Consider the following 22,356-nt stretch of genomic DNA (forward strand, 5'->3'; position numbering starts at 1 on the left):
TTCACGTTCGCGTTCGCGTTCACGCGGTGCGGCTCGGGTCGGGCCGGTGGACGAACAGGGCGCGCTCGGCGACGGCCGCCGCCCCCGCCTGCGTGGCGCGTACCACCACGGCGAACGGGAAGGGCGTCTCGTGCCCGGCGAGCGGAGGGACGTCCCGGCTTCCGGTCACCCGTCCGCCGGCCAGCACGAGCCGGGGGAGCGGATAACGGTCTCCGGCGGGGCTGTCGGCCGTTGGGGGCCGCCGGGTCACGACGCGGTCCCCCGGGCGCAGCCGCTCCTGTACGGAGCGGACCGCGCGGTCCGTCGCCCGGTGGTCCCTGGTAGCGGCGAGCGGCAGGGCCGGGTCCGCCGGGTACGGGCCGATCGCGTCGAGCGCGGCGGCCAGCGCCCCGGCCGTCTCCTCGGCCGCCTCCTCCGCCGGGTCCGTACAGACGACGGTGCGTACGTTGGTGCAGAAGCGCCCGGAGTCGCCCGCCACGAGCGGTAACAGCCAGTCGGCCGCGGCGGCGCCGCGCAGGTGTCCGGGCAGCAGGGCGCAGGCTCTGCCGGGGCCGTGCAGGGTGAGCGTGGCCGAGGCGCGCACCGACGTGGCCACCTCCGCGCCGCCGTAGACGGTCTGGCGGTCGGTCAGGGTGATGAGCCGGTGCAGGGTGGCCGGCTGCGCCGGATAGAGGCCCAGGCGCTCGGGCGGCCAGCCCACGGCGAGGAGCGCGGCGAGCAGGCGGGCCGCGGAGAGCGGCTCACGGCGGCTCGGGCGGATCCACACCGCTCCGGAGCGTTCCGCCTCCCCGAGGACGGACTCCAGGCAGGTGAAGGTGTTGCCGGGGAGGGAGACCAGGGCCAGCGCGTCGTCCGGGGGCGCCGTGGCCCGGGGCCCGAGAAGGCGGGCGCGCAGCAGGGCGCACCACCGGTCGACGAGGGGAGCGGGCAGTCCGGCGACGTCCCACAGCGCGGTGCGGAATTCCTCCGCGCTCTGGGCGCCGAGGCCGCCGATCGTCACGGTGCCGCCGTCGAACAGGTCGAGCGCGCGCAGCAGCAGGGTCCGCCGGGTCTCCCGGGGGAAGCCGGTGAGGCGCCGTCGGCCGGTCGTGTCCCACCAGCGGCGGTCCGCGGCCGCCACGATCTCCGGCACGAGGGCCAGTGCGGCTCCCGGTGCCGTTCCCGTGGCACCGGGCAGGGCGATGGTGTCGAGGGACGGACGCCATCGTCCTTGGCGGAAGGATTCCAGGACCCGGCCGTCCGGAGTCGTCGCGTTCGCCGTCGCGTTCACCGGAGCTCGCTGCGCAGTGCGGCGGCGACCCGGAGCTGTTCCCCCTCCGTCAGGGACGGGTAGAGCGGCAGGGCGATGTGGTGCCGGGCGAACCAGCGCGCCCGCGGGAAGTCGTGCCCGGTGCCGTCGGCCGGGGCGCGGGAGGCGGCGAAGAACGGCTGGTCGCACAGGAGGTGGTCGTAGACCTCGCCGGCCAGGGCGACGCCGTGCCGCTCGCGCAGCCGCCGCTTGAGGGAAGCCCGGTCGACGCCGTCGTCGAGGTAGAGCACGTACTTGTAGAAGTTGCTCTCCGAGCCCGCAGGCACCACGTGCGGCCGCTGCCCGGGGACGCCGGCGAGCAGCTCGTCGTAGCGGGCCGCGAGGGCGCGGCGGGCGGTGAGGGTCGCGCCGAAGCGCTCCAGGTCGACGGTGCCGACGGCGGCGTGCACCTCGCTCATGCGCCAGTTGCCGCCCGCCCTGTCGTGCAGGGTCGAGCCCGGCGCGCTCCTGCCGTGGTCCCGCCAGAGCCGCACCCGTTCGAGGTCGTCCGGGTCCGCGCAGGTGAGCAGGCCGCCCTCGGCGCTGGTCGCGACCTTCGTCGGGAAGAAGGAGAACGCGCCGAACCGGCCGAGGCTGCCCGCGGGGCGCCCGTCGAGCGTGCTGCCGAAGGCGTGTGCGGCGTCCTCCAGCACCGGGACGCCGCGGTCGCGGCAGAGCGCCAGGACCTCGTGGAGCGCCGGTGAGACGATGCCGCCGATGTGCACGGGGACCACCGCGGCCGTGTCCGGGTACCGGTCGAGCGCGGCGCGCAGCCCGTCGGGGTCCATGCCGAGCCCGTCGAGCTCGAGGTCGACGAAGCGGGCGCGGGCGCCCGCGCGCTCGGCCGCGGCGGCCGTGGCGAAGAAGGTGTTCACCGGTACGAGGACCGTGCGGCCCGCGACGTCCAGGATCCGCAGGGCGATCTCCAGGGCGCCCGTACCGGAGTTGACCGCGGCGCCCGGGGTGCCCGTCCAGGCCCGGGACAGTTCCTCGAACCGCGCCACCTGGGGCCCTTGGGTCAGGACGCCGGAGACGAGCGCGGCGTCGACCCGCTCGGAGACGGTGCGCCGCGCCTCCGCGTCGAAGGACACGCGCTGCGCCGGGACCGGCGCGGCGACCGGCGTCGCGCTGTCCGGCACGGTGTCGGGCGCGGTGAGTGCCCGGGTGAAGAACGCGGCCGCCCGGGAGATCTCCGTGCCGTGGCCCATGGGGAGTTCCAGGACCTCCAGGCGCTGCTTGGTGCCGCATGCGGCGTAGGCCCGCTCGACGGTGCCGGCGGCGGTACGGGCGTCGTCCGCGTCCAGGAACCGGTCGGCGGTGCCGTACTGGAGCTGGAGGGGGGCGGGCGCGAGCGCCCCCAACAGGTCGGGCAGGTCGGCGTACTCGAGGATGCCCGGGAGGGCGGCCCCCTCGAAGCCGGTCAGCAGGCGGGTGAAGAGCGCCGCGTACGTGCCGAGGTGGCTCGCCACGCAGAGCGGCACGGCCCGCCGCGCCAGCAGTGCGGTGTGCAGGGCGACGGCGCCGCCCAGGCTGTGTCCGAACATCCCGACGCGGTCGGCGTCGACGAGCGGATGGGCGCGCAGCACGTCGAGGGCGCCGAGCGCGTCACCGGCGAGGGCGCCGAGCAGGGAGTGGCCGCGCAGGGCGAACGCGTGGGCGAGCAGGGCCCCTTCGTCACGTCCGGCGAGGGCATCCGGGTCGAAGCCGCCGTCGATGCCGTACGCGAGGGCCAGGGTGGTGAACCCGGCGCGCGCCAGGTGCTCGGCGACGTTGCGGTCCGCGTGGTCGGGCGGCGTCTGTCCGGTCAGCTGATCCAGGCGGGCGTTCTTCCCGCCGAGCACCAGCACGGCCGGCCCCGGGGCGGCGTCCGCGGGGCGCAGCAGGGTGGCGCGGAACCGGCCGCGTACGGGGGAGTCGAGCTCCAGCTGCTGGCGGTGGAGCCCGTCGCTCACCGACGTGCCCAGGGACACGGAGGTGAGGGGCGCCGGGGCGGAGACGCGGGCCAGCCGCTCCACGACGGCGCGGACCTGCCCCGCCCAGGCCGCGTGGCGCACGGCACCGCCGGCCGCGTCGGCGGTCTCGGCGGTCTCGGAGGTTTCGGCGGGGAAGCTCAGCGGCGGCGTGACGGACAGCAGGTGCGCCAGGCGGTGTGTCTGCATGTGCTCTTCCGTTCCGTTCGGATCAGACGAAGTCGGCATGCAGGGTGCGGGGCACCTCGAGGGCGTACGCGGTGAGCGCGTCCTCCAGCTCGACCTGGCCGCGGTGGAGGAGTTCGAGGAGCTCGTTCTGCGGGCGGTAGAAGCACGACTTGCACAGGTCGGTCCTGCGCGGGTTGGAGCTCTCCCACTCGGCGCGCGGACCCCCGTCGAGAACCTTGAGGTAGCCGTCCTGCACCACGCTGCCGATGCGGTACCTGCTGTTCAGGTGGACCTGCGGGCACGGGTAGAGGTTGCCGTCGGCGCCGACCGCGGTGACGAAGCGGCTGTAGTGGCACCGCTCGAAGTCGCCCTCGACGTCGTCCGTCCGGTCCATGGGGCCGCGGTCGAGCTTGGGGACGGACACCTCGAAGTCCTCGGTGGAGAGCTCCGCCGCCTCGGTGAGCGCCGCCGCGATGTCCGCCATCACCGGCTCGATGGTCTCGTGCCCGAGCGCGCTGTAGAACTCCGGCTCGAAGCGTACGTAGTGGGCTCCCGCCTCGTGGGCGAGGGCGGCGGCCGCCAGGATCTCCGTGTGGTTCTGCGCGGTGATGACGTAGTTGAAGCCGATGCGGAACTCGGGGTCCACGGCCGTCTCGCGCAGCCGGTTGACGGAGCCGACGAAGGAGGCGAAGGTCTGCTCCCGGTCCCGGGTGATCGCGTTGAACGTGGCCTCGGTTCCCGCGTTGAGCCCGATCCGCACCCAGGTGTGGGTGCGTGCGACGCACTCGGCCACCTTGGGCCGGTGCAGCCGCGATCCGTTGGTGATCAGGCCGATGCGCAGCCCGGCCGCGTGCCCGGCGTGGCAGATGTCCGCGTACCCGGGGTGGATGGTGCACTCGCCGCTGCCGCAGAAGGTGACGGCCCGGCCGTCGTTGGCGGCGAACTCCTCCAGGAGCGACACCGCGTTCTGAGTGGAGAGGGAGTCCTTGAAGGAGAACAGGTCGTAGAACCCGTCCTCGTGCGGTGAGTGGAAGTTGCAGAAGTTGCATCGCATGTTGCAGGCGCCCATGATCCCGATCCGCATATGGATCGGCTTGATCTCCTGCCCCGCCACAAACCGCCGCAGGAGATCGCCATGACTCAGGACCTTCTGCGGGGAGTGCGCCTCATCGAGGCTCACCGCAGGCAAGCCACCCTCTTTTTGAAGGGTTTTTGCGGAATCATTTCGAAGAGTGGTTCCATATTTATCCGAGCTGCCATCCGACGCCTTCATGGTGACTCCCTGGTGAGCAGACTCCTGAGGTGGGCGGTCACGCTAGGAGCATCCAACTAGCCTGTCAACCGATTTAGTTGAGCCACAAATCAGGTCGATGATCATGGTTGACAGACCGCTGAGCTGTCGTGTTGGCTTTGCCGAGGTGCTGGGGGTGATCTTCGCTATTCGTGGACCGCCACCAGCGTCCGTGACTCGCCGTTGCTTATTCATCTGCCCGGTGACGCGCTTTTCTCCTGTTCTGAAGGGAATGAAAGTGCCACTCGTACTCCGCTCGCGCAGAAGCTCTCCCGCCGGCTCCCGGACACCGGCCATGCAGATATCACGGGCTGTGCTCGATAATCCGACCTCAGAGCTGATATGACCGACATTCTGGTCCCCACCTGGCCGGTCGTCCCGTACGCCGCGGACGGGCTTGCGCCGCACTGGCGGCCTTCCCGCCGCCTGACCCTGCTGATGCCCTTCTACCGCGAGACCGAGGCCACGCTGACCCGCTCGGCCGGCGCCGTGGCGGCCTTGGACTACCCCCCGGAGCTGCTCCAGGTGCTGTGGCTCGTGGAGGACGGACCCGACGGCGACCAGGACTTCGAACGGGCCACCCGGGTCCGGGCCGCCGTGGACCGCCCGGACCTCGACTGGCGCATCCTGAGACTGCCGAGCATGCGCCCCAAGGGCGCCGCTCTCAACCACGCCTTCCCGTACGCCGACGGTGACGTGATCGCCGTCGTGGACGCCGACGTCGTCCCCGGCCCCCGCCAACCCCTCGAAGCCGTCCGGGCGTTGGAGCAGGGCTACGCGCTGGTCCAGGCCGAGGAGATCAGCGAGCGCGGACACGGGCTCACGGCCCGCGTCAGGGCCGCCGAGGACGCCGTATGGCACGCCTCCGTGCGCGGACTGGCCAGGGCGACCGGCGTGCACGTGGTCGCGGGAAGCTCCGTCTACGCCTGGGCCTCCACGTGGGACCGGGTGCGCCCGGTCCGCGAGGACGACGTGGAGGAGTCCTACCACTGGTCGCTCCAGTTGATGAGCCAGGGCGTCCGCACCGGCTTCCTGCGTACGCCCTCCGGCGTCAGCTCCACCGAGCACGCCGGCGCCGCCCTGCGCCAGCGGGCGCGCTGGGCGCGCGGACAGCTGCGGGCCGTCGCCGTCAACTGGCCCGCGCTCTCCGCGCGCGGACGCGTCCTGGGCGCCGTCAGCGTGGGCAGCATGGCCGCCCGGGCCGCCATGCCGGTCCTCCTCGCCGCCTCCGCGGTGTCCCCCCGCGCCCGCAAGGTGGCCGCCGGACTGCTCGTCGCGGACGCGCTGTGCGTCCTGGGGGCGCGCCGCAGCCCCGAGTACCGCGAGCGGGCGGACGGGCCGGCGTGGGCGCTGGTCGTGCCCTGGCACCTCGTCGGCTCCGTGGCGGTGTACCGCGCGCTCTGGGAGTGGGCGAGGGGTGACCGCGGCTGGCACAGCGTCCGCGAGGTCTCCGAAGCCGAGGCCCCCGGGGCGGCACATGCGGCGCCCGGCGCCGCAGCCGGCGCCGCCGCACGCGAGGAGCACCCTCATGGCCGGTGACGCCGTACGCCCCGGGCCCGTGCCCTCCGGCATCGTCATCAGCGCCGCCGTGATGAGCCATCCCCGCCGGCAGGCGGAGGCGGCGCGCCTGGCGGAGGCGTTAGGCCGCTGGCACACCGAAGTCGCCCTCGACCCGCGGCCGGACGGCCCGCCGACGACCCTGCGCACCGCCTGGGCCGCCTGGTCCGCCATCCGCCCCGACGCCACCCACCACCTGGTCCTCCAGGACGACGTGGAGCTGTGCCGCGACTTCGCCGAGCGCGTGGAGGCCGCGGCGCGCGAGCACCCGGACACACCGCTCGCCTTCTACGCGAACTGGGACTCCTGGAACGGCGCGGCGACCCGGGCCGCCGCCCTCGCCGGCGCCCGCTGGGTGCCCGCCGTGCCGGGGGAGTGGATACCGACCCTGGCGCTGCTCCTCCCGCGGCGTGACGTGGAGGACCTGCTGTCCGCCACGCACCCCGACCGGGCCGAGCCCGAACCCGACGACGTGGTCCTCGCCCGCGAACTGCGCGCACGCGGCCGGCGCGTGCTGATCTCCGTACCGCACCTGGTCGAGCACACCGGGCAGCCCAGCCTCGTCGGCAACGACCTCTACGGGCCCCGGCACTCCGCCTGCTTCGCCGACGACGTCCTGCGCGACGCCGCGGCACGCGACCGGGACCGGCCACGCGACCGGGACCTGCCCGCGGACACCGCCCCCGCCCGCCTTCCCGACGTGCTCGTCCACCGGTTGCGCGGACGCGCCCACATCGTCCTCACCGGCCCGGACCTCCCGGGACCGGAAGGCGAGCCGCGCTTCATCCCCCTGCGCGCCTACCTCGATGAAACCGGCATGGCCGGACGCGTCCCGGCCCACTGGGAGAAGGCCCGCCAGGACCTGCAGGCGCCCGACGGCATGCTCTGGCTGTGCGAGCAACTGTGGTACTGCGCCTATGTGGTGGGCGCCCACACCCCCTCCACCCAGGGCGTGCCGCCACCCAGGCTCGTCCGGGTGGCGCTGCGCAGCCTGGTCCTCGGCGGCACGGCGCTCCCCGCCGAACAGCGCCTGTGGACCGAGCGGCACGCGGCCAGGCTGACGACCCTCGCCGAGCACGGGTTCGCCGCGGGACTCGACGACCACCGCACTTACGGGCCACCGCGCCCGGTCCCGGCCGAACGGCTGGCCGCCCTTCCCCCGGCGGAGCTCATCTGGCAGGACCCACGGCTCGCGGACGCGGCGTAACAGAGCCGGTTCCCCCACACGACCAGCACGACACCGCATGGAGGATGCGATGACCACGGCTGCACCCATCGGAGAGAACCAGCACAGCGACGTACCCCACTGCACCGTCCGCGCCGAGGTCGCCGTGCCGGTGGACACCGCCATCGGCACGGCGACGGCCCGCATGGCGACCTTCTCCGGCCTGCTCGACGGCCGCGAACACCTGGCGCTGGTCTTCGGCGACGACCCCGGACCGGCACCGCTGGTCCGCGTGCACTCGGAGTGCCTCACCGGCGACGTCTTCGGATCCGGCCGCTGCGACTGCGGCCCCCAACTCCACGAAGCCCTCGGCCTGCTGGCGGAGCACGGCGGCATCCTGCTCTACCTGCGCCAGGAAGGCAGGGGCATCGGCCTGTACAACAAGCTCGACGCCTACCTGCTCCAGGACGAGGGCCTGGACACCTTCGAGGCCAACCTCCGGCTGAACTTCGAGGCGGACGCCCGCGACTACCGGGTCGCCGCCCAGATGCTGAGCGCCCTCGGCATCGCCCGCATCCGGCTGCTCACCAACAACCCCGACAAGGCCGCCCAGCTGACCGCCGGCGGGATCGCCGTCAAGGAGTCGGTGAGCACCGGGGTGTTCCTGAGCAGCAGTAACCGGCGCTACATCGAGGCGAAGGCACAGGCCGGCCACCGCATCGTGCTGACGGACGCGACCCCGGCATGACGTCATCGGCATCTCCGGACACTGTGGCCGCGCAGTGGCGGCGACGCCTGGGACTTCCGGATCTGACCGGCCACGGGCGCATCGTGGCCGCCACCTCCCTGGACACCTTCGGGGTGGGCATGTTCACCCCGCTGTCGTTCCTCTTCTTCCTGCTCACCACCGACCTCACCGTGACCGAGGTGGGGTGGGGTGCCAGTCTGGCGACGCTGCTGTCCATACCGTTCTCCCCGCTGGCGGGGAGCGCGGTGGACCGCTGGGGGCCGCGTGCGTGCCTGGTGGCCAACAACGTGCTGGCCGCCGCCGGTTACCTCTGCTACCTGCTGGTCGACTCCCTGAACGCCCTGGTGGCGAGCATGCTCGTGGTGCTCTGCGCGGAACGCCTGTACTGGGCGGCCTGGCCCGCCTTCGTCGCCGACCTCGCCGAGGGCGCCGAACTGGACCGCTGGTACGCCTTCACCGCGGCCGGCAAGAACGCCAGCGTGGCGCTCGGCGGCGCCGCGGGCGGCTTCGTCCTGGGCACCGGCTGGTCCGGGGCGCCGCTGCTCATCGTGGTCCTCAACGCGGCCACGAGCGTCCTGACGGCCTTCCTGTTCCTGCGCCCCTCACCACGGCCGCGGCCGGCCGGGGGCGCGGCGCCGGAACCGAAAACGGCGCCGGAGCCGGAGGCGAGCACGGCACCGGATCCGCCCGCGGCCGGCGGGGAGGCCCCGGCCCCGCAGGCCGGCTGGGGCGCGATCCTCCGCGACCGGGTGCTCCTCTGCCTGCTCGCCTCCCACACCGCGCTCACGTTCGGCTGGCTCATCCCCACCGTCATCCTGCCGGTCTACCTCGTCGAAGTGCGGGCCCTGCCGACCTGGCTGCCCTCCACCACGCTGATGCTCAGCTCGCTGCTCATCGTCGTGGGCCAGACGTACGTCACCGGCCGGCTCGGCACGGTGGCGCGCGGCCGGGTCATCTCCTGGGGCGCCGGGCTCATCCTGTGCGCCGTCGGCCTGCTCGCCGCGGTCCCGGCCGTCGGCGAGGGCGCCATGGTCGCGGTCGTGTTCCTGGCGGTCCTGCTCTTCACGGCGGGGCAGATGACCGCGACCCCCGCCTTCGTCGCCCTGTCCGCGACCGCGAGTCCACCGGAGGCGCGCGGCCGGTTCCTCGCCCTGTTCAACCTCACCTGGACGCTGTCCGCGGTGGTCGGCCCCGCACTCGTCGGCGTCCTGATCGAGCGGCACGGCGCCGTCCTGTGGGCCGTGCTCGCGGCCCTGGTCTCGCTGGGCGGGCTCGGCTACCGGTTCACCGGGCGCCTGGCTCCCCACCTGCTCGCCAGCCCGCAGGTCAGGCAGGCCACCCCCTGACCGCCCCGCCCCTGACCGTCCACCCCCGACCGTCATCCCGTCACCCAGAAAGGGAAACCCCCATGATCCGCCACTACGGCCCCATCAGCGGTGTCGCCGCCTACGGCACGCAGTACGTCGCGACGGCCGGCTACGACAACCAGCTCATCCTCTGGGACGCCGCGACCAAGCAGCCGCTCGCCCGGGTGAACCACGACCACCTCGCCAACCAGGCGGCGTTCAGCCCGGACGGCCGCTTCCTCGTCAGCTCGTCGAGCGACTACTCGGCCCGCCTGTGGTCGCTGCCGAAGCTGAGCCTGGTCGCGGTCCTCGCCGACCACAAGGACGACGTCGAGATGTCCGTCTTCCACCCGACCAAGGAACTCATCGCCACCGCGTCCCGCGACCACAACGTCCGCGTGTACGACTTCACGGGCACGCTGATCACCACGTTCGAGGGGCACACCGCGGACGTCATCTCGGTCGAGTGGGTCGCCGGCACCGACGAACTGGTCTCGTCGAGCGACGACGGCACCATCAAGCGCTGGTCCCTGGAGACCGGCGGCATGACCGACGAGATCGACCTCGCCGGAGTCGAGACCGACACCGTCGCCATCGCCCGCACCGGTGTCATCTACGCCGGGAACGACGAGGGCGAGATCATCGTCGTCAACGGCGAGCGGGTGGAGAACCACCCGGCCCACGAGGCCGGTATCAAGCGCCTGGTCTACAACGCCGAGCGGGACCTCCTGGTGAGCCTCAGCTACGACCGGACCCTGCGCGTGTGGGACACCTCCGCCGACCTCACCGAGGTCGCCCAGGCGTCCCTGCCCTCGGACATCTGGCCGCGTTCGTGCGCCTTCCTCGACAGCGACACCCTCGCCTTCGCCACCTTCGGGTCCTCCTACGCGACGTACCGGATCGGCGCCGACGAGTGGAACGTCGACGGCGTGGAGCAGACCCCCTGCGTCAACGCGGTCACCGTGGACGGCGGCCGCACGCTGACCATCGGTGACGCCGGCGTCCTGTGGATCGACGGGGAGCGGCACAGCGAGACGGGCAGCCTGTGCAACTTCCTCACACCGGTCGGCGGGCGCGTCCTCACCGGCGGACAGATGGGCAAGGTCTTCGACGCACACACCGGCGAGGTCCTCCACCAGCACCGCTCCCCGCTGAACTGCGGCGCCGCCTTCGAACGCGACGGCGTCCCCCACGTCGTCATCGGGGCGTACACCGGTGAGGGCATCGTCCTGTCGGTCGCGGCCGACGGCTCCGTCCGGCACGAGGCGACGCTCCAGCTGCACCAGAACGCCGTCAAGGGCATCGCCGTCTCCGAGGGCCGGATCTTCTCCGTCTGCGCCGACGCCAGCACCACCTGGTTCTCCGTCGACGACCTGGAGCAGCTGCACCACATCGAGGAGGCGCACGAGCGCATCGCCAACGGCTGCGCGCCGCTGCCCGGCGGCGACTTCGCCAGTGTGAGCCGCGACTACAAGCTGCGGCTGTGGCGCGGCTTCGAGCCCACGGTCATCGCCACGCCGCACAACCACTCCATCAAGTGCGTCGCCGCCAGCACCGACGGACGGTACGTCGCCACCGGTTCGTACCACGGCCTCGTCGCCGTCTACGACGTGGCCGACGACACCTGGTCCACCGTCAGCCGGGTCACCACGGCGGGCATCTCCTCCCTGTTCTACGACGCCGACACCGACCGCTTCCTGGCCGGCTCGTACGACGGGCGCGTCTACCCCGTGTCGTCCCACTGAACCGAGGCTGACAACCGATGCCCAGCGCGACCTTCGACTACGGCCCCGACTTCTACGACGAGGCCACGGTCTTCCCCCGCTACCAGGAGGCCCGGGCGGCCGTCGACGAGGGCAACACCACCCTCGAGGAGCCGTACGTCCTCGCCTTCATCGGCGACCTGCGGGGCCGCTCGGTGCTCGACCTCGGCTGCGGGGACGGCACGTTCGGGGAGTCCGTGCTGCGGGCCGGCGCGGACCGCTACCACGGCATCGACGGCAGCGGCCGGATGCTCGCGGCCGCCGCCGCCCGCCTGGACCCGGCGACGCTGGAGCGCGCCGACCTCAACGCCTGGACCTGCCGTGAGCCGGGGGCGTGGGACGTGGTCACGGCCCGCATGGTCCTGCACTACCTGGACGACCTCCCGGCGCTGCTGCGCGAGGTGCGGACCGCCCTCGCCCCCGGCGGCCGGTTCGTCCTCTCCGTCGAACACCCCGTGGTCACCTGCGCGTACGACGGCGACTTCCACGACGGTGTGCCGTCCGAGATGCGGGTGCGCGGCTACTTCGACGAGGGGGAGCGGGCCTGCGAGTGGCTCGGCTCCTCCGTACGGAAGGTCCACCGCACCGTCGAGACCTACGTCCGGGACCTGCACGAGGCCGGGCTGGCCCTGACCGGCCTGTCCGAGGGGCGCCCCGAGCCGGACAACTTCCGGGACCCCCGCACGTGCGAAGCGCGCCGGGCCGTCCCCATGTACCTCACGATCCGGGCGGAGAAGCCGGCATGACGAGAACGACAAGAAAGAACAGCATGCCCAGAAACCTCAGAAACCTCGGGACGCTGGTCGCCTCCCTGCTGCTGGCGTGCGTCACCACGGCCGCCTCGGCCGCACCGGTGGGCACCGCGTCGCCGGAGACCGCCCCGCGGCACCTCAAGGTGTGGCTCATGTGGGGCTCCGTCCCCACGCCCGTGGTGGACCAGCTCGTCGACGAGTTCGAGGCCGAGCACCCCGGCGTCGAGGTGGACGTCGAGCTGCAGAGCTGGGTCGGCATCCAGGAGCGCCTGGAAACCGCGCTCGCCTCCGACGACGCGCCCGACGTCGTGGAGCTCGGCACCACCACGACCCCCTCGTTCGCCTCCGCCGGCCTGCTCAAGGACCTCAGCTCCGAGGCCGACGCGCTCGGCTCGAAGGAGTGGATACCGTCGCTGCGCGAGTCCGGGAACTGGCGGGGCAAGCAGTACGGCGTGCCGCTGTACGCCGCGTCCCGCGTGGTGATCTACCGCACGGACCTCTTCGCCCAGGCCGGTCTCGACACACCCCGGGACCAGAAGGAATGGGTGCGCACCACACGGGCGCTGGGCAGGGCCCACCAGGCGGACCCCGGTTTCCAGCCGCTCTATCTGCCGGGCCAGAACTGGTATGTGCTGTCCGGCCTGCTCCACGACCGGGGCGGCAGGCTCGCCACCCATGACGGCACCCGCTGGCACGGCGGGCTCGCCACCACCGAGGCCGCCTCGGCGCTGAAGTACTACCGCACGCTCCAGTCGCTGTCGCAGGCGCCGAAGGACCAGGACGAGGCCCACCCGTTCCAGTACGAGGAACTCGCGAAGGGCAAGGTCGGCCAGATGGTCGGGCTGCCCTGGGAGCTGGCGGACGCCGAGCGCATCAACCCCGCCCTCCGGGGCAAGCTCGGCATGTTCCCCGTGCCGGGACTCTCGGCGGACCGGCCGGGCAGCGTCTTCCTCGGCGGTTCGAACGTCGCGGTGTCGGCCCGCAGCGCGCAGCCGGAGGCGGCGCTGGAATGGGTCGCCGGGATCACCGGCCCCGAGGCCCAGAAGCGCATCGCGGCGGCGAACGGCACGCTGCCCAACCGGCTCGCGCTGGCGCAGGACGTCGACAGCCCGGTGGTCAAGGTGCAGGCCGCGGCCGCCGCCAACGGGCACACCGCCCCGGTCGACCCGCGCTGGCCGCTGGTGGAAGCCGAACCCAACCCGGTCAAGACGCTCCTCACCGACGTACTCACCGGCCGGCAGCCGATCCGCGCGGCGGGGCGGCAGGCCGACCGGATCGTCGAGGAGCGGTTGAACGGGACACCACCGGCGGACGGCCGCGGCCGGCTCCACTGAGCGAGCACGGACAGCTTCCGGGTGGCGGTCCGGTGCCTCGTCACGAGCGACCACCGGACCGCCACCCGGTTACCCCACCACCATCCGTCCCGGGAGTGACGACATGCCGGCAACCCATCCGTATCTGCACCGGGCGGCCTCGGACCGCCCCTACTTCAGCGCCGACGGGGAGACCTACCTGGCGCCGACGCCCCTGCGGGACCTCGACAAGAGCCTGCCGCTGCGGGTTCTGTCCGAAGAGGACTTCGCCTTCTGGCAGACGTACGGCTACGTCGTCGTCAAGGAGGCGATCCCCGCCGCCCACGCGGCGCGGCTGCTCGACTTCGCCTGGGAGTTCCAGGGCCTGGACCCCGACCGGCCCGACACCTGGTACGAGGACCGGCCGTTCCGCGACGACCTGGACCGGGAACTCCACGTCTACGGCTTCGTGGAGGCCTACCAGCACCAGCTCATCTGGGACAGCCGCCAGCGGCAGCGGGTCTACGACGCGTTCGTCGACGTCTGGGACTGCGAGGAGCTGTGGGTCACCCTGGACCGGCTCAACCTGAATCCGCCCAACGTGAAGAACCGGGACCGCGCGCTCATCGCGCCGACGGACAAGGGGTTCGACATCGAGCTCCACTGGGACGTCGACACCACGCTCAGCGTGCCGCCCCAGCGGGTCCAGGGCATCATCGCCCTCAACGACACCCGGCCGGAGCACGGCGGTTTCCAGTGCTCGCCGGAGCTCTTCCGGCGCTTCGACCGGTGGAAGCTCGACCAGCCCGCCGACCGGGACCCCATCAGGCCCCGTACGGACAAGGCCGAATTCCCCGTGATCCGCCCCGAGCTCGAGGCGGGCGACCTGCTGATCTGGAACGGCCTGCTGGCGCACGGCGTGGCCCGCAACACCTCGCGGGACGGCGTGCGGGCGGTGCAGTACCTGTCCATGATGCCCGCCCTGGAATCGCACGAGACCCTGCGGCGGTCCCGGATCGACTCCTGGCGCCACCTCTCCACCCCCGAGTGGAACAAGACGCTGGTCGGCGACTGCGTCCGGCACGAGTCCCTCCGGTACGGCAGGGCGACGCTCAACGACCTCGGCGCCCGGCTCCTCGGGCTCGCGTCCTGGCACGGGACGTCCGACGGGACGTTCGACGAGACGGCAGACGGGACGGCCGACGACACGGCCGGGAAAGCGGCCGCACAGGTGACCGGAGACCCGGCGTGAACCGCATATGCCTGGTCCTGCCCACCAACAGGGCCTGCGCCCCGATGATCTCGGCCATCGGAGGGGAGGCCGACTACGCCGCCACCCACTTCGGCGTCGAGGTGCACCTGCTCGTCCTGGACTCGTCCGACGCGGCGTCGTACGCCGAGCACGCCCGGGTCATCGAGCGCGAGCGCGCACGGAGGGCACCCCATGTGGTCGTGCACCATCTGAACGAAGCGGATCAGCGGGCCTTCCTCCACGAGGTGGTGCTCCGTTCCGGCGCGGAGAAGCCGGAGCTGCTGCTCGACCTCATGCTCCCCACCGGTCTCTCCTACGGCGCCTGCACCAACCGCGCCTTTCTGCTGGCCGCCGCGCTGGGCTGCCGGTCGGTGCACCGCAGGGACTCCGACAGCGCCTACCAGGTCCTGAACGGCGAGCCGGTCTACCCCGTCCACCAGGAGCTCCGCTCGCTGGGCAAGCGCGCCGCCGACGCCGCGGCCGGCGTCGGTGCCGACGCCCTGCCGCCCGAACGCGCCGACCTGCCGGTCGTGCTGGTGGGTGCCTCGTTCATCGGCGAGCTGTCCGTGGACATCTCCGAGATCCTCGCACTCGACCCCGCCGTCTACTACGACGTCGTCAGCCTGTGGGCCCCGCCCGAGTGGTCGTACGAGCAGAAGCGCGCGCTCGTCGACGAGTCGTTCAGGGGCGCGGGCACCGACCCGTTCGTCCGGGACCACTCCACGCTGGCCGCGGTCGACCCCATGCGCGTGGACATGTGCAACGTCAGCTTCCACGAGGAGGTCTACGGACGGGTGCCGCTGCCCCCGGCCACCGACACCATCGGCAGCGACTACTTCCTCCTGCACCTGGTCCACGACGCACAGCTGCCGGGCGTCCTGCACAACCGGCACATCGTGAACTTCTACACCGCCGAGCGGCGCACCACGCCCGGGTTCATGGCGTACCAGACGCGGTTCACGAAGTTCTTCCTCTCGATGCTCTACTTCACCTTCCTCTACCGCGAAATGGCGGCGGCCGGCCCGGACCTCCTCGACGACCACCATCGCCCGCGCGCGGACAGGATCGCCGGACTGGCACGGCAGAGCGCCCTGCTGGACCAGACGGAGAACGTGCGGCGACTGCTCACCATCGAGCGTTCCTACCGAAAACTCGGCGGGAAATACGCCGAGTTCGCCGGGGTCCTGGCGGAACGCGCGCCACAGCTGCTCGATGAAGCCCGCCAGGACATCCTGCACTTCGCGCTCCTGGTCGAAGCGTGGGACGCGCTGATGCGCGCGAGCGACGGGGTGGGCCCGACATGGTGACCGCCGACGTCCACATACGCCCGGTCTCCGAAGGCGACTGGGCCGACATCATGGCGCTGGAGGCCGACGCCTACGCCGACATCACGCTGTCGGAGGATGCGGACGCCCTGAAATCCAGGGCCCAGGCGTCACCGGCCACCTGTTTCGTACTGGAATGGGAGTGGCGGACCGTGGGTTATGTGCTCGCCCTGCCCTATCCCCTCTTCTCCTATCCGGATCTGACCAGGAGCGAGGAGGTCGTGCACCACTCGCGCAATCTGCACCTGCACGACCTCGTCATCGCCGGGCCCTACCGCCGCAGGGGGCTGGGCAGGCGCCTGCTGCACGCCCTCACGGCGAGGGCACGCTCGGAGGCGTACGAGCAGATCTCCCTGATCGCCGTCGGCGGCAGCGACGCCTTCTGGTCGAGGAACGGCTTCCGCGCCCGGCGCGAGGTCGAGCTCCCCCGGAGTTACGGCCCGCAAGCGGTGTACATGTCCAAGAGGGTGCTCGAACCCGTGGCGACCGGCCGCCTCGAGACCTCAGCGGCTCAAGGGTTCGGCGGCGGTGAGTGAGCCGGTGACCGCCTCGGCCGCGGCGATCCCGGCGACCTTGGTGGCGCCGTGGGTGACCAGGTCGGCGGCGCCCCCCGCGCCGCCGACGGGCACGCCCATCTCCACCACCACGGCGTCCGGGCGGGCGCTCAGCAGCCGGGCCACGGCGTCGGACATCCAGCGGTGGCGGGCCGCGTCCCGCACCACGATGATCAGCGTCCGCCCCTGCGCCGGGCGGAGCACCTCCCGGTCGAGCACCTCGCCCGCGGGGCCGGCCTCCGCCTCGGTCAGCCGGACCGACGTGGTGGCCGGGCGCAGCCGGCACAGCGGCTCGGCCAGGCCCCAGGGGGTCCGCCCGTCGACGGCCAGGCTCATCACCGGGGAGAACTCCACGACATGAGCGTCACCCACGACCGGGAGAACCACCTCCGGCGCACCGGGGCGGCGGTGGATCCTGATGGCCTGGCGGGCGGCGACCAGACCGATGTCGGAGCGGGTGCCGTCGGGCGCCACCGACAGGAACCGCCGGGCGGACCAGGACGCGAACTCCGCGACCCGCCCCGCCGCTTCGGCGAGCCGCTCCTCGGCGAGCGTCCCTTCGCGCACGGCGCGTACGAGGGCGCCGGCGAGCTGGTCGGTGGTGGCCTCCTCGGCACTCTCGCCGCCCACGCACACCGCGTCCGCACCGGCGGCCAGCGCTTTCACCGTCGCCCCGTCGATGCCGTACCGGCCGGAGACGGCGCCCATCTCGATGCCGTCCGTGACCACCAGCCCGGTGAACCCGAGCTCGCCGCGCAGCAGGTCCGTCAGGACGCGGCGGCTGAGCGTCGCGGGCAGCTCACCGTCGTACGCGGGGGCCAGCAGATGCGCGGACATCACCGCGCGCACGCCCGCCTCCATCGCGGCGACGAACGGCGGCAGCGCGGTGCGGGCGATCTCCTCCGCGCTCGCGGAGATCTCGGGCAGCCCGTGGTGCGAGTCGACGGCCGTGTCCCCATGACCCGGGAAGTGCTTCACACAGGCGGCGACACCCGCCGACTGCAGCCCGCGGATCCAGGCGGCCGTGTGCCGCGCGACCACATCGGTACGCGCACCGAAAGAGCGCACGCCGATCACGGGATTGAGCGGATTGGAATTGACGTCGGCGCTCGGCGCGTAGTTCAGCGAAATTCCGGCCGCGTGCAGTTCACGTCCGATATCCCGGGCGACCCGCTCGGTGAGATCGGTGTCGTCGACCGCGCCGAGAGCCAGATTGCCCGGGCGGGTGGCACCGGACCACGCCTCCAGCCGGGTGACGTCACCCGCCTCCTCGTCGATGGCGATGACGAGCTCCGGATTCTCCGCACGCAGCGCCGCGGTGAGGGCCGCGACCTGCTCGCCGTCCACGATGTTCCGCCCGAAAAGCACCACGGACCGAAGACCTTCGGAAATCCGCCGGCGTACCCAGTCCGGAGCGGTCGTCCCCACGAATCCCGGCTGCAGCACGGCATGGGCCAGGCGAAAAAGTTCCTGGTGGCTGCTCGATTCCATCGCGGGGCCTCCGAAGGCGCGAAGATACAACAGAATGATTGGTACAGACCAACGAAAGGGTCGCGCAGCGCCCGACGGAGTGTCAAGGCCGTGACCGGCCACCGAATTCACGTCGATCGACGTACGAGAACGCGCACACAGGAGACCCCGCCATGCAGAGATACGCACTCGTCGGCCGCCGGGATATACGGCTCGCCACCGATGCCCCCGTACCCGTCCCGGGCCCTCTCGAAGTGCTGGTACGCGTCCACGCCTGCACCGTCTGCAACCGCAGCGACCTCGCCTACTACCACTACTACGGACTGCGCGAGCACTGCTCCCAGGGCTGCTTCGGCCACGAGATCGCCGGTGTGGTGGCGGCGACCGGACCCGGCGTCACGCGCGTGAGCGAAGGTCAACGCGTCTTCGTGCGTACGCCGTTGACCACCGGCTACGCCGAATACGCCCTGGCGCGCGAGATATCCGTCGGCGCCCTGCCCGACAACGTGCCCTTCGCGCAGGGCGCCATCCTGCAACTGCTGCCGCTCGTGGTGCACGCCACCCGCGGCATCCGGCTCGGCGACCGGGTGGCGGTCCTCGGCTAGGGACCGGTGGGACTGCTCGCCCTGCGCATGGCGGCCCTGCGCGGCGCCTCGCACCTCACCGCCGCCGACCTCGACGACTGGCGCCTCGGGCACTCCACCCGGTTCGGCGCCGACGCCGTCCACCAGGTCGACGGCTCGGCGGACGCACTGGCCGCCCTCGGGGACGGCTTCGACGTGGCCATCGACGCGGTGGGCACCCCCACCACCCTCAACTCCGCGGTCCGCCTCGTCCGGCAGAACGGACTCGTCGTCATGCTCGGCACCCACCACGTGGACACCCACGTCACCGTCGACCTGGTGACGTGGGAGCGCAAGGGACTGCGCGTGCACAGCTCGGCGGAGCCCCTGGACGGCGCACGCGCCGAGGCGCTCCGGGTCGCCGAGCGCCTCATCCACTCCCGCCCCGCCGAGCTGCCCCTGTCCGCACTGCTCACCCACACCTACCCGCTCGCCGAACTCCCCAAGGCGATGGACCACTTGTCGGCGAGCCGCGCCCTGTACCCGGACGGCACGGACGCTCCGTACGACGGCCCGCCGCCGCGCACCCTGAAGGTGGCGGTCCTGCCGTGATCGGGCCGCTGCGGTGAAATGGGCCATCGCCGGCTACGGCGACGTCGTGGTCCGCCGCGTCCTGCCCGCCCTGCGCGCCCTGGGCGAGGAACCGGTCCGCCTGTGGGGGCGGGACCCGCTCCGCGCGGCACGGACCGCCGAATTGTTCGGCATCCCTTCCGTCGCCGCCGCGCCCGGGGAACTGCTCGGGGGAGCCGACGGAGTCGACGCCTTGTACGTCGCCACACCCGTCGTCCACCACGTACCGCTGACCGCCGCCGGGCTGCGGGCGGGCCTGCACGTCCTGGTGGAAAAGCCCCTCGCCGGCACCCTCCGCCGTGGCGGGGCAGGGCTGGACGGCACCGGCCCGGGATGCGCAGGAGCCGCGTACTACCGCCGGCTCGCCCCGGCGGTGGCCGCCGTACGCCGGCAGCTCCGCGACTGGCGCCCGGACCGGGTGGAGGTCCGCTTCCGGTCCGCCTTCGCCCCCGGCCCCGCCCACCCGATGGCATGGCGCACGGACCCCGCCGTCTCGGGCGGGGGAGTACTCGCCGACGCGGGCAGCCACCGCCTCGACCTGCTCCTGACGCTCTTCGGCACGCCCACGACGGTACGGGCCCGGCTCACCCGGCGCTTCCCCTCCGGAGCGGAGCGCCGCGCCGAGGTCGTCCTGGAATGGCCCCGCGGGCTCCGCGCCCACTGCCTGACGGAGTGGGACCACCAGGCCCCGCCCATGGACCTGCTCACCATGACGGGCGGCGGCCGCACCCTGACCCTCGACCCCCTGGACTCCGGCCGACTGTGCGTCACCACCGCCCACGGCACCCGCCGCCAGGTCCTGCCCCCCGCCGCCAACCCGCACCAGCCCTTGATCGCCGACTTCCGCACCGCGGCGACGACGGGCCGCCCCCCGGTCTGCCCCCTGCCCGAGGCCGTTCTGGTCGACGCGGTCCTGGTGGCGGCGGAACGCTCGGACGCCCGGGGAGGTCGGCCCGTACCGGTGCGGCCCTAGGTCGTGTCGTCAAAGTCCCGTCTGCCCGGCGACGCCCGGCACGCGCATCTGCCGCGTTGTCGTCGGTCGCCAATGCTCCGCAGTGGCTCCCTCCTCCGCCTTGCATCTGCACGCACCAGACGCCGCCGGGCCCGCCCTTCGGGCGGACGACGCTACTTTGACGACACTCCCTAGGTGTGTTGTCCGACAGGCGACGAGCGGCACCGTCGGGTCCACCCTCCGCTCGACCAGCCATTGTGGCGCGCTTCAGTCGGTCTTCTCCGACTCGTCGAAGAACCTGACGATCCGGGGCAGGGCTTGCCGCACCGAGCCGTTGTGGTCGTAGTTGCCGACGTCGGTCAGCCGGGGAGCAACGCCGTTCCTCGTCAACTGGTCCGCGCAGTACGTCGCGTGACTGGAGTCGACGTCCTTGTCGCCCCGGCCGTGGAAGATCTCCACCGGTACGTTCGGCCGCCAGTCGCAGGTGTTGTCCATCGGACGCAGTTTGTCCTTCAGGACACCGTCAGGCTTGCGGATCTTGTTCAGGAAGTCCTCGGTGAACAGGTCCTTGGAGGCCGCCGGGAGTTCGCTGACAATCTGCCCGGCGGTGTGATGGCCGTCGAAGAGACCCTCCACCTTGCTGTCGTAGGGGGAGCGGAAGACGTCGCCGGGTGACGTGTAAAGGCCGTACATCTTGTTCCAGGCGGTGACGAAGTAGGCGAGGTAGATGCCGGATTTGGCGATCTTGTCGTCGGCCGCGGCGGCCTCGAAGGCCGAGAGGTTGTAGGGGCCGCTGACCGGGGCGAGTGCCCCCAGCCTGAAGTAGCGGTCGGCGCCCTTCTGCTGAAGCGCCCGGCCTACCAGCATGGTCGCGGGGCCGCCCTGCGAGAACCCGCTGACCTGAACCTTCCGCTTCAGCTCCCGGCCGTTCCGGTGGGCGAATGTCCGGGCCGCGCGCAGGCCGTCCACCGAAGCCGCGACGGTGGCCCGAGGGTCACCGTAGGGGTGGAAGCCTTCGCCCGAGCCGAGGCCCACGTAGTCGGGCGCCGAAACGGCCCGCCCGGTCGAGGCGAATAGCAGGGCGACAAGCCGGTCGTTCGACTTCGGATTCTCCGAGGCGACGTCCTTGCGGTAGACGGTGGTGCCGTGCAGCCAGGAGACGGTGGACAGGTGGCGCGTCCTGTTCTTGGGCAGGACGACGAGCTGGCTCGCGGTCGTGGGGGTGCCCGCGCTGTCAGTGGTGCGGTAGGTGACCCGATAGGCGGTCACGCCGTAGCGGACCTGGGACGAGTCGATCTTTCCCTGGAGTTCCCCGGCCACTTCCTCCGCTGTGAGGTCGGCCGCTTGCTCGACGGAGACGATGGCCCCGCCTTGTGCCCGCTCGCTGGGGGAGCCGGCCGCCGCCGAGACCGGAGCCACCAGGGCGGACACACTGCCGAGGACCGCCGCACCAGCCAGAATCCGGATTCTTGTTCGCCGTGAAGTCATGGATGGATCATGCCCGTCGGCCGCTCGGCTGGGACATGGAGCGACCCCCCGGGCCGCACAGGGGGAAAACCCCACGGAGTCCGTAGGGAATGCGGATGCCCCAACCCCTACCGAACAGGTCGGGTGTCGAACGGTGTGGGAGTGCACCACTCCCCTCGGCAGCGGGTGGGTCGGGCCGAGGGCGAGGGCCACCAGGGCCTCGTCCGGGACGTCGACGGTCGGTGCTGTGTCACGCGACCCGTCGGACACGCCCTGAGAGCCCCGGCCCTAAGAACCCTCGGGCGCCGCCTCCAGGGCGCCGACCGCCTGTGCCAGCAGCGCCGTCAGGGCGTCGACCACGCCGGGGGGGAGCCCGGCGAGGCGGCGTGCGTGGACGGTGTCCACGGTGTCCTGGATACGCTCGCAGACGCGCAGGCCCTCCTCGGTGAGCTGCGCCCACGAGCTGCGTCCGTCACGCAGGTCGGCTTCCCGTACGACATAGCCGGACTCGGTCATCCGCCGGATCACGTTGCTGGTCCCGCCGGACGACAGGCGGCAGACGACGGACAGCTCCGTCGGCTTCAGCCGGTGCTCCGGGGCCGCGCCGCGCAGGGCGGCCAGGACGTCGAAGTCGGCGCGGGTCAGGCCGTGGCGGGCGGCCTCGCCGTTGACGGTGGCGTCCATGGCGGCGGTCAGCCGCGCGGCCTGATCGGCCAGTTCCGCCGGCGCGCTGCGCGCCGCCACGGCCGCGCGTCCACCGTCCCGCCTCGCCCTCACGTCCACGTCCGTCACTTCCCGGTTCC

19 protein-coding genes are annotated in these 22,356 nt (G+C 72.4%); 13 read left to right on the forward strand and 6 right to left on the reverse strand.

Annotated features, from left to right (window positions below; all coding sequences use genetic code 11):
- Window positions 1-19 precede the first annotated feature (19 nt).
- From ACIRNI_RS30100 to ACIRNI_RS30110, 3 genes are read right to left on the reverse strand one after another with little or no spacing between them, the layout of a single operon-like run.
- Window positions 20-1,270 carry a hypothetical protein gene (locus ACIRNI_RS30100; protein WP_403556267.1) on the reverse strand — a complete coding sequence of 417 codons (1,251 nt, stop codon included), beginning with the start codon at window positions 1,268-1,270 and terminating at the stop codon, window positions 20-22.
- Window positions 1,267-3,447: a DegT/DnrJ/EryC1/StrS family aminotransferase gene (locus ACIRNI_RS30105; RefSeq protein ID WP_403556269.1), complete on the reverse strand. Its 2,181-nt coding sequence runs from the start codon at window positions 3,445-3,447 to the stop codon at window positions 1,267-1,269. The genes ACIRNI_RS30100 and ACIRNI_RS30105 overlap by 4 nt, the downstream gene beginning before the upstream one ends.
- 22 nt (window positions 3,448-3,469) lie before the next feature.
- Window positions 3,470-4,606, reverse strand: coding sequence for a radical SAM protein (locus tag ACIRNI_RS30110; protein ID WP_403556271.1), 1,137 nt, complete (start codon window positions 4,604-4,606; stop codon window positions 3,470-3,472).
- A gap of 453 nt (window positions 4,607-5,059) precedes the next feature.
- On the opposite strand from ACIRNI_RS30110, the gene ACIRNI_RS30115 reads away from it, so the two are divergent.
- The 10 genes from ACIRNI_RS30115 (at window position 5,060) to ACIRNI_RS30160 (ending at window position 16,453) form a co-directional block, all read left to right on the forward strand.
- Complete coding sequence (locus ACIRNI_RS30115) at window positions 5,060-6,256, forward strand: glycosyltransferase family 2 protein (protein ID WP_403556273.1); 1,197 nt, start codon at window positions 5,060-5,062, stop codon at window positions 6,254-6,256.
- The gene (locus tag ACIRNI_RS30120) at window positions 6,246-7,481 is read left to right on the forward strand and encodes a hypothetical protein (protein WP_403556275.1); all 1,236 of its coding nucleotides are present in this window, start codon (window positions 6,246-6,248) and stop codon (window positions 7,479-7,481) included. The genes ACIRNI_RS30115 and ACIRNI_RS30120 overlap by 11 nt, the downstream gene beginning before the upstream one ends.
- Window positions 7,482-7,530: 49 nt before the next feature.
- Window positions 7,531-8,187, forward strand: a complete 657-nt coding sequence (gene ribA, locus ACIRNI_RS30125) for a GTP cyclohydrolase II (protein WP_403556277.1) — start codon at window positions 7,531-7,533, stop codon at window positions 8,185-8,187.
- 83 nt (window positions 8,188-8,270) lie between these two features.
- Window positions 8,271-9,533 carry an MFS transporter gene (locus ACIRNI_RS30130; RefSeq protein WP_403556279.1) on the forward strand — a complete coding sequence of 421 codons (1,263 nt, stop codon included), beginning with the start codon at window positions 8,271-8,273 and terminating at the stop codon, window positions 9,531-9,533.
- Window positions 9,534-9,595: 62 nt separating this feature from the next.
- Window positions 9,596-11,278, forward strand: coding sequence for a WD40 repeat domain-containing protein (locus ACIRNI_RS30135; protein WP_403556281.1), 1,683 nt, complete (start codon window positions 9,596-9,598; stop codon window positions 11,276-11,278).
- 17 nt (window positions 11,279-11,295) lie between these two features.
- Complete coding sequence (locus tag ACIRNI_RS30140; RefSeq protein WP_403556283.1) at window positions 11,296-12,042, forward strand: class I SAM-dependent DNA methyltransferase; 747 nt, start codon at window positions 11,296-11,298, stop codon at window positions 12,040-12,042.
- A 23-nt stretch (window positions 12,043-12,065) separates the two neighbouring features.
- A complete protein-coding gene (locus ACIRNI_RS30145; protein ID WP_403556285.1) occupies window positions 12,066-13,382 on the forward strand; it encodes an extracellular solute-binding protein in 1,317 nt (438 codons plus the stop codon).
- A 103-nt stretch (window positions 13,383-13,485) separates the two neighbouring features.
- A complete protein-coding gene (locus ACIRNI_RS30150) occupies window positions 13,486-14,592 on the forward strand; it encodes a phytanoyl-CoA dioxygenase family protein (RefSeq protein WP_403556287.1) in 1,107 nt (368 codons plus the stop codon).
- The gene (locus ACIRNI_RS30155; protein ID WP_403556289.1) at window positions 14,589-15,899 is read left to right on the forward strand and encodes a DUF6271 family protein; all 1,311 of its coding nucleotides are present in this window, start codon (window positions 14,589-14,591) and stop codon (window positions 15,897-15,899) included. The genes ACIRNI_RS30150 and ACIRNI_RS30155 overlap by 4 nt, the downstream gene beginning before the upstream one ends.
- Window positions 15,893-16,453: a GNAT family N-acetyltransferase gene (locus tag ACIRNI_RS30160; RefSeq protein WP_403556291.1), complete on the forward strand. Its 561-nt coding sequence runs from the start codon at window positions 15,893-15,895 to the stop codon at window positions 16,451-16,453. Before ACIRNI_RS30155 ends, ACIRNI_RS30160 begins: the two co-directional genes overlap by 7 nt.
- Here the strand turns inward: ACIRNI_RS30160 and ACIRNI_RS30165 are convergent.
- Window positions 16,421-17,962, reverse strand: coding sequence for a glycoside hydrolase family 3 protein (locus ACIRNI_RS30165; protein WP_403556293.1), 1,542 nt, complete (start codon window positions 17,960-17,962; stop codon window positions 16,421-16,423). The genes ACIRNI_RS30160 and ACIRNI_RS30165 overlap by 33 nt on opposite strands.
- 152 nt (window positions 17,963-18,114) lie before the next feature.
- Here ACIRNI_RS30165 and ACIRNI_RS30170 point away from each other — a divergent pair, with 152 nt between their 5' ends.
- From ACIRNI_RS30170 to ACIRNI_RS30180, 3 genes are read left to right on the forward strand one after another with little or no spacing between them, the layout of a single operon-like run.
- Window positions 18,115-18,546 carry an alcohol dehydrogenase catalytic domain-containing protein gene (locus ACIRNI_RS30170; protein ID WP_403556295.1) on the forward strand — a complete coding sequence of 144 codons (432 nt, stop codon included), beginning with the start codon at window positions 18,115-18,117 and terminating at the stop codon, window positions 18,544-18,546.
- A 6-nt stretch (window positions 18,547-18,552) separates the two neighbouring features.
- A complete protein-coding gene (locus ACIRNI_RS30175) occupies window positions 18,553-19,116 on the forward strand; it encodes a zinc-binding dehydrogenase (RefSeq protein WP_403556297.1) in 564 nt (187 codons plus the stop codon).
- A 13-nt stretch (window positions 19,117-19,129) separates the two neighbouring features.
- Entirely contained in the window at window positions 19,130-20,107 is a 978-nt protein-coding gene (locus ACIRNI_RS30180; RefSeq protein ID WP_403556299.1) for a Gfo/Idh/MocA family protein, read from the forward strand.
- Window positions 20,108-20,353: 246 nt separating this feature from the next.
- Here the strand turns inward: ACIRNI_RS30180 and ACIRNI_RS30185 are convergent, their stop codons facing one another.
- Window positions 20,354-21,574 (reverse strand): lipase family protein, encoded by a 1,221-nt coding sequence (locus tag ACIRNI_RS30185; RefSeq protein WP_403556301.1) that lies wholly within the window; start codon window positions 21,572-21,574, stop codon window positions 20,354-20,356.
- A 267-nt stretch (window positions 21,575-21,841) separates the two neighbouring features.
- On the reverse strand, window positions 21,842-22,345 hold the full coding sequence (locus tag ACIRNI_RS30190) for a MarR family winged helix-turn-helix transcriptional regulator (protein ID WP_403556303.1): 504 nt from the start codon (window positions 22,343-22,345) through the stop codon (window positions 21,842-21,844).
- Window positions 22,346-22,356: the final 11 nt, after the last annotated feature.

This window comes from Streptomyces sp. NPDC093546 (genome assembly GCF_044765045.1).
In the GTDB taxonomy this organism is placed as follows: Bacteria; Actinomycetota; Actinomycetes; order Streptomycetales; family Streptomycetaceae; genus Streptomyces.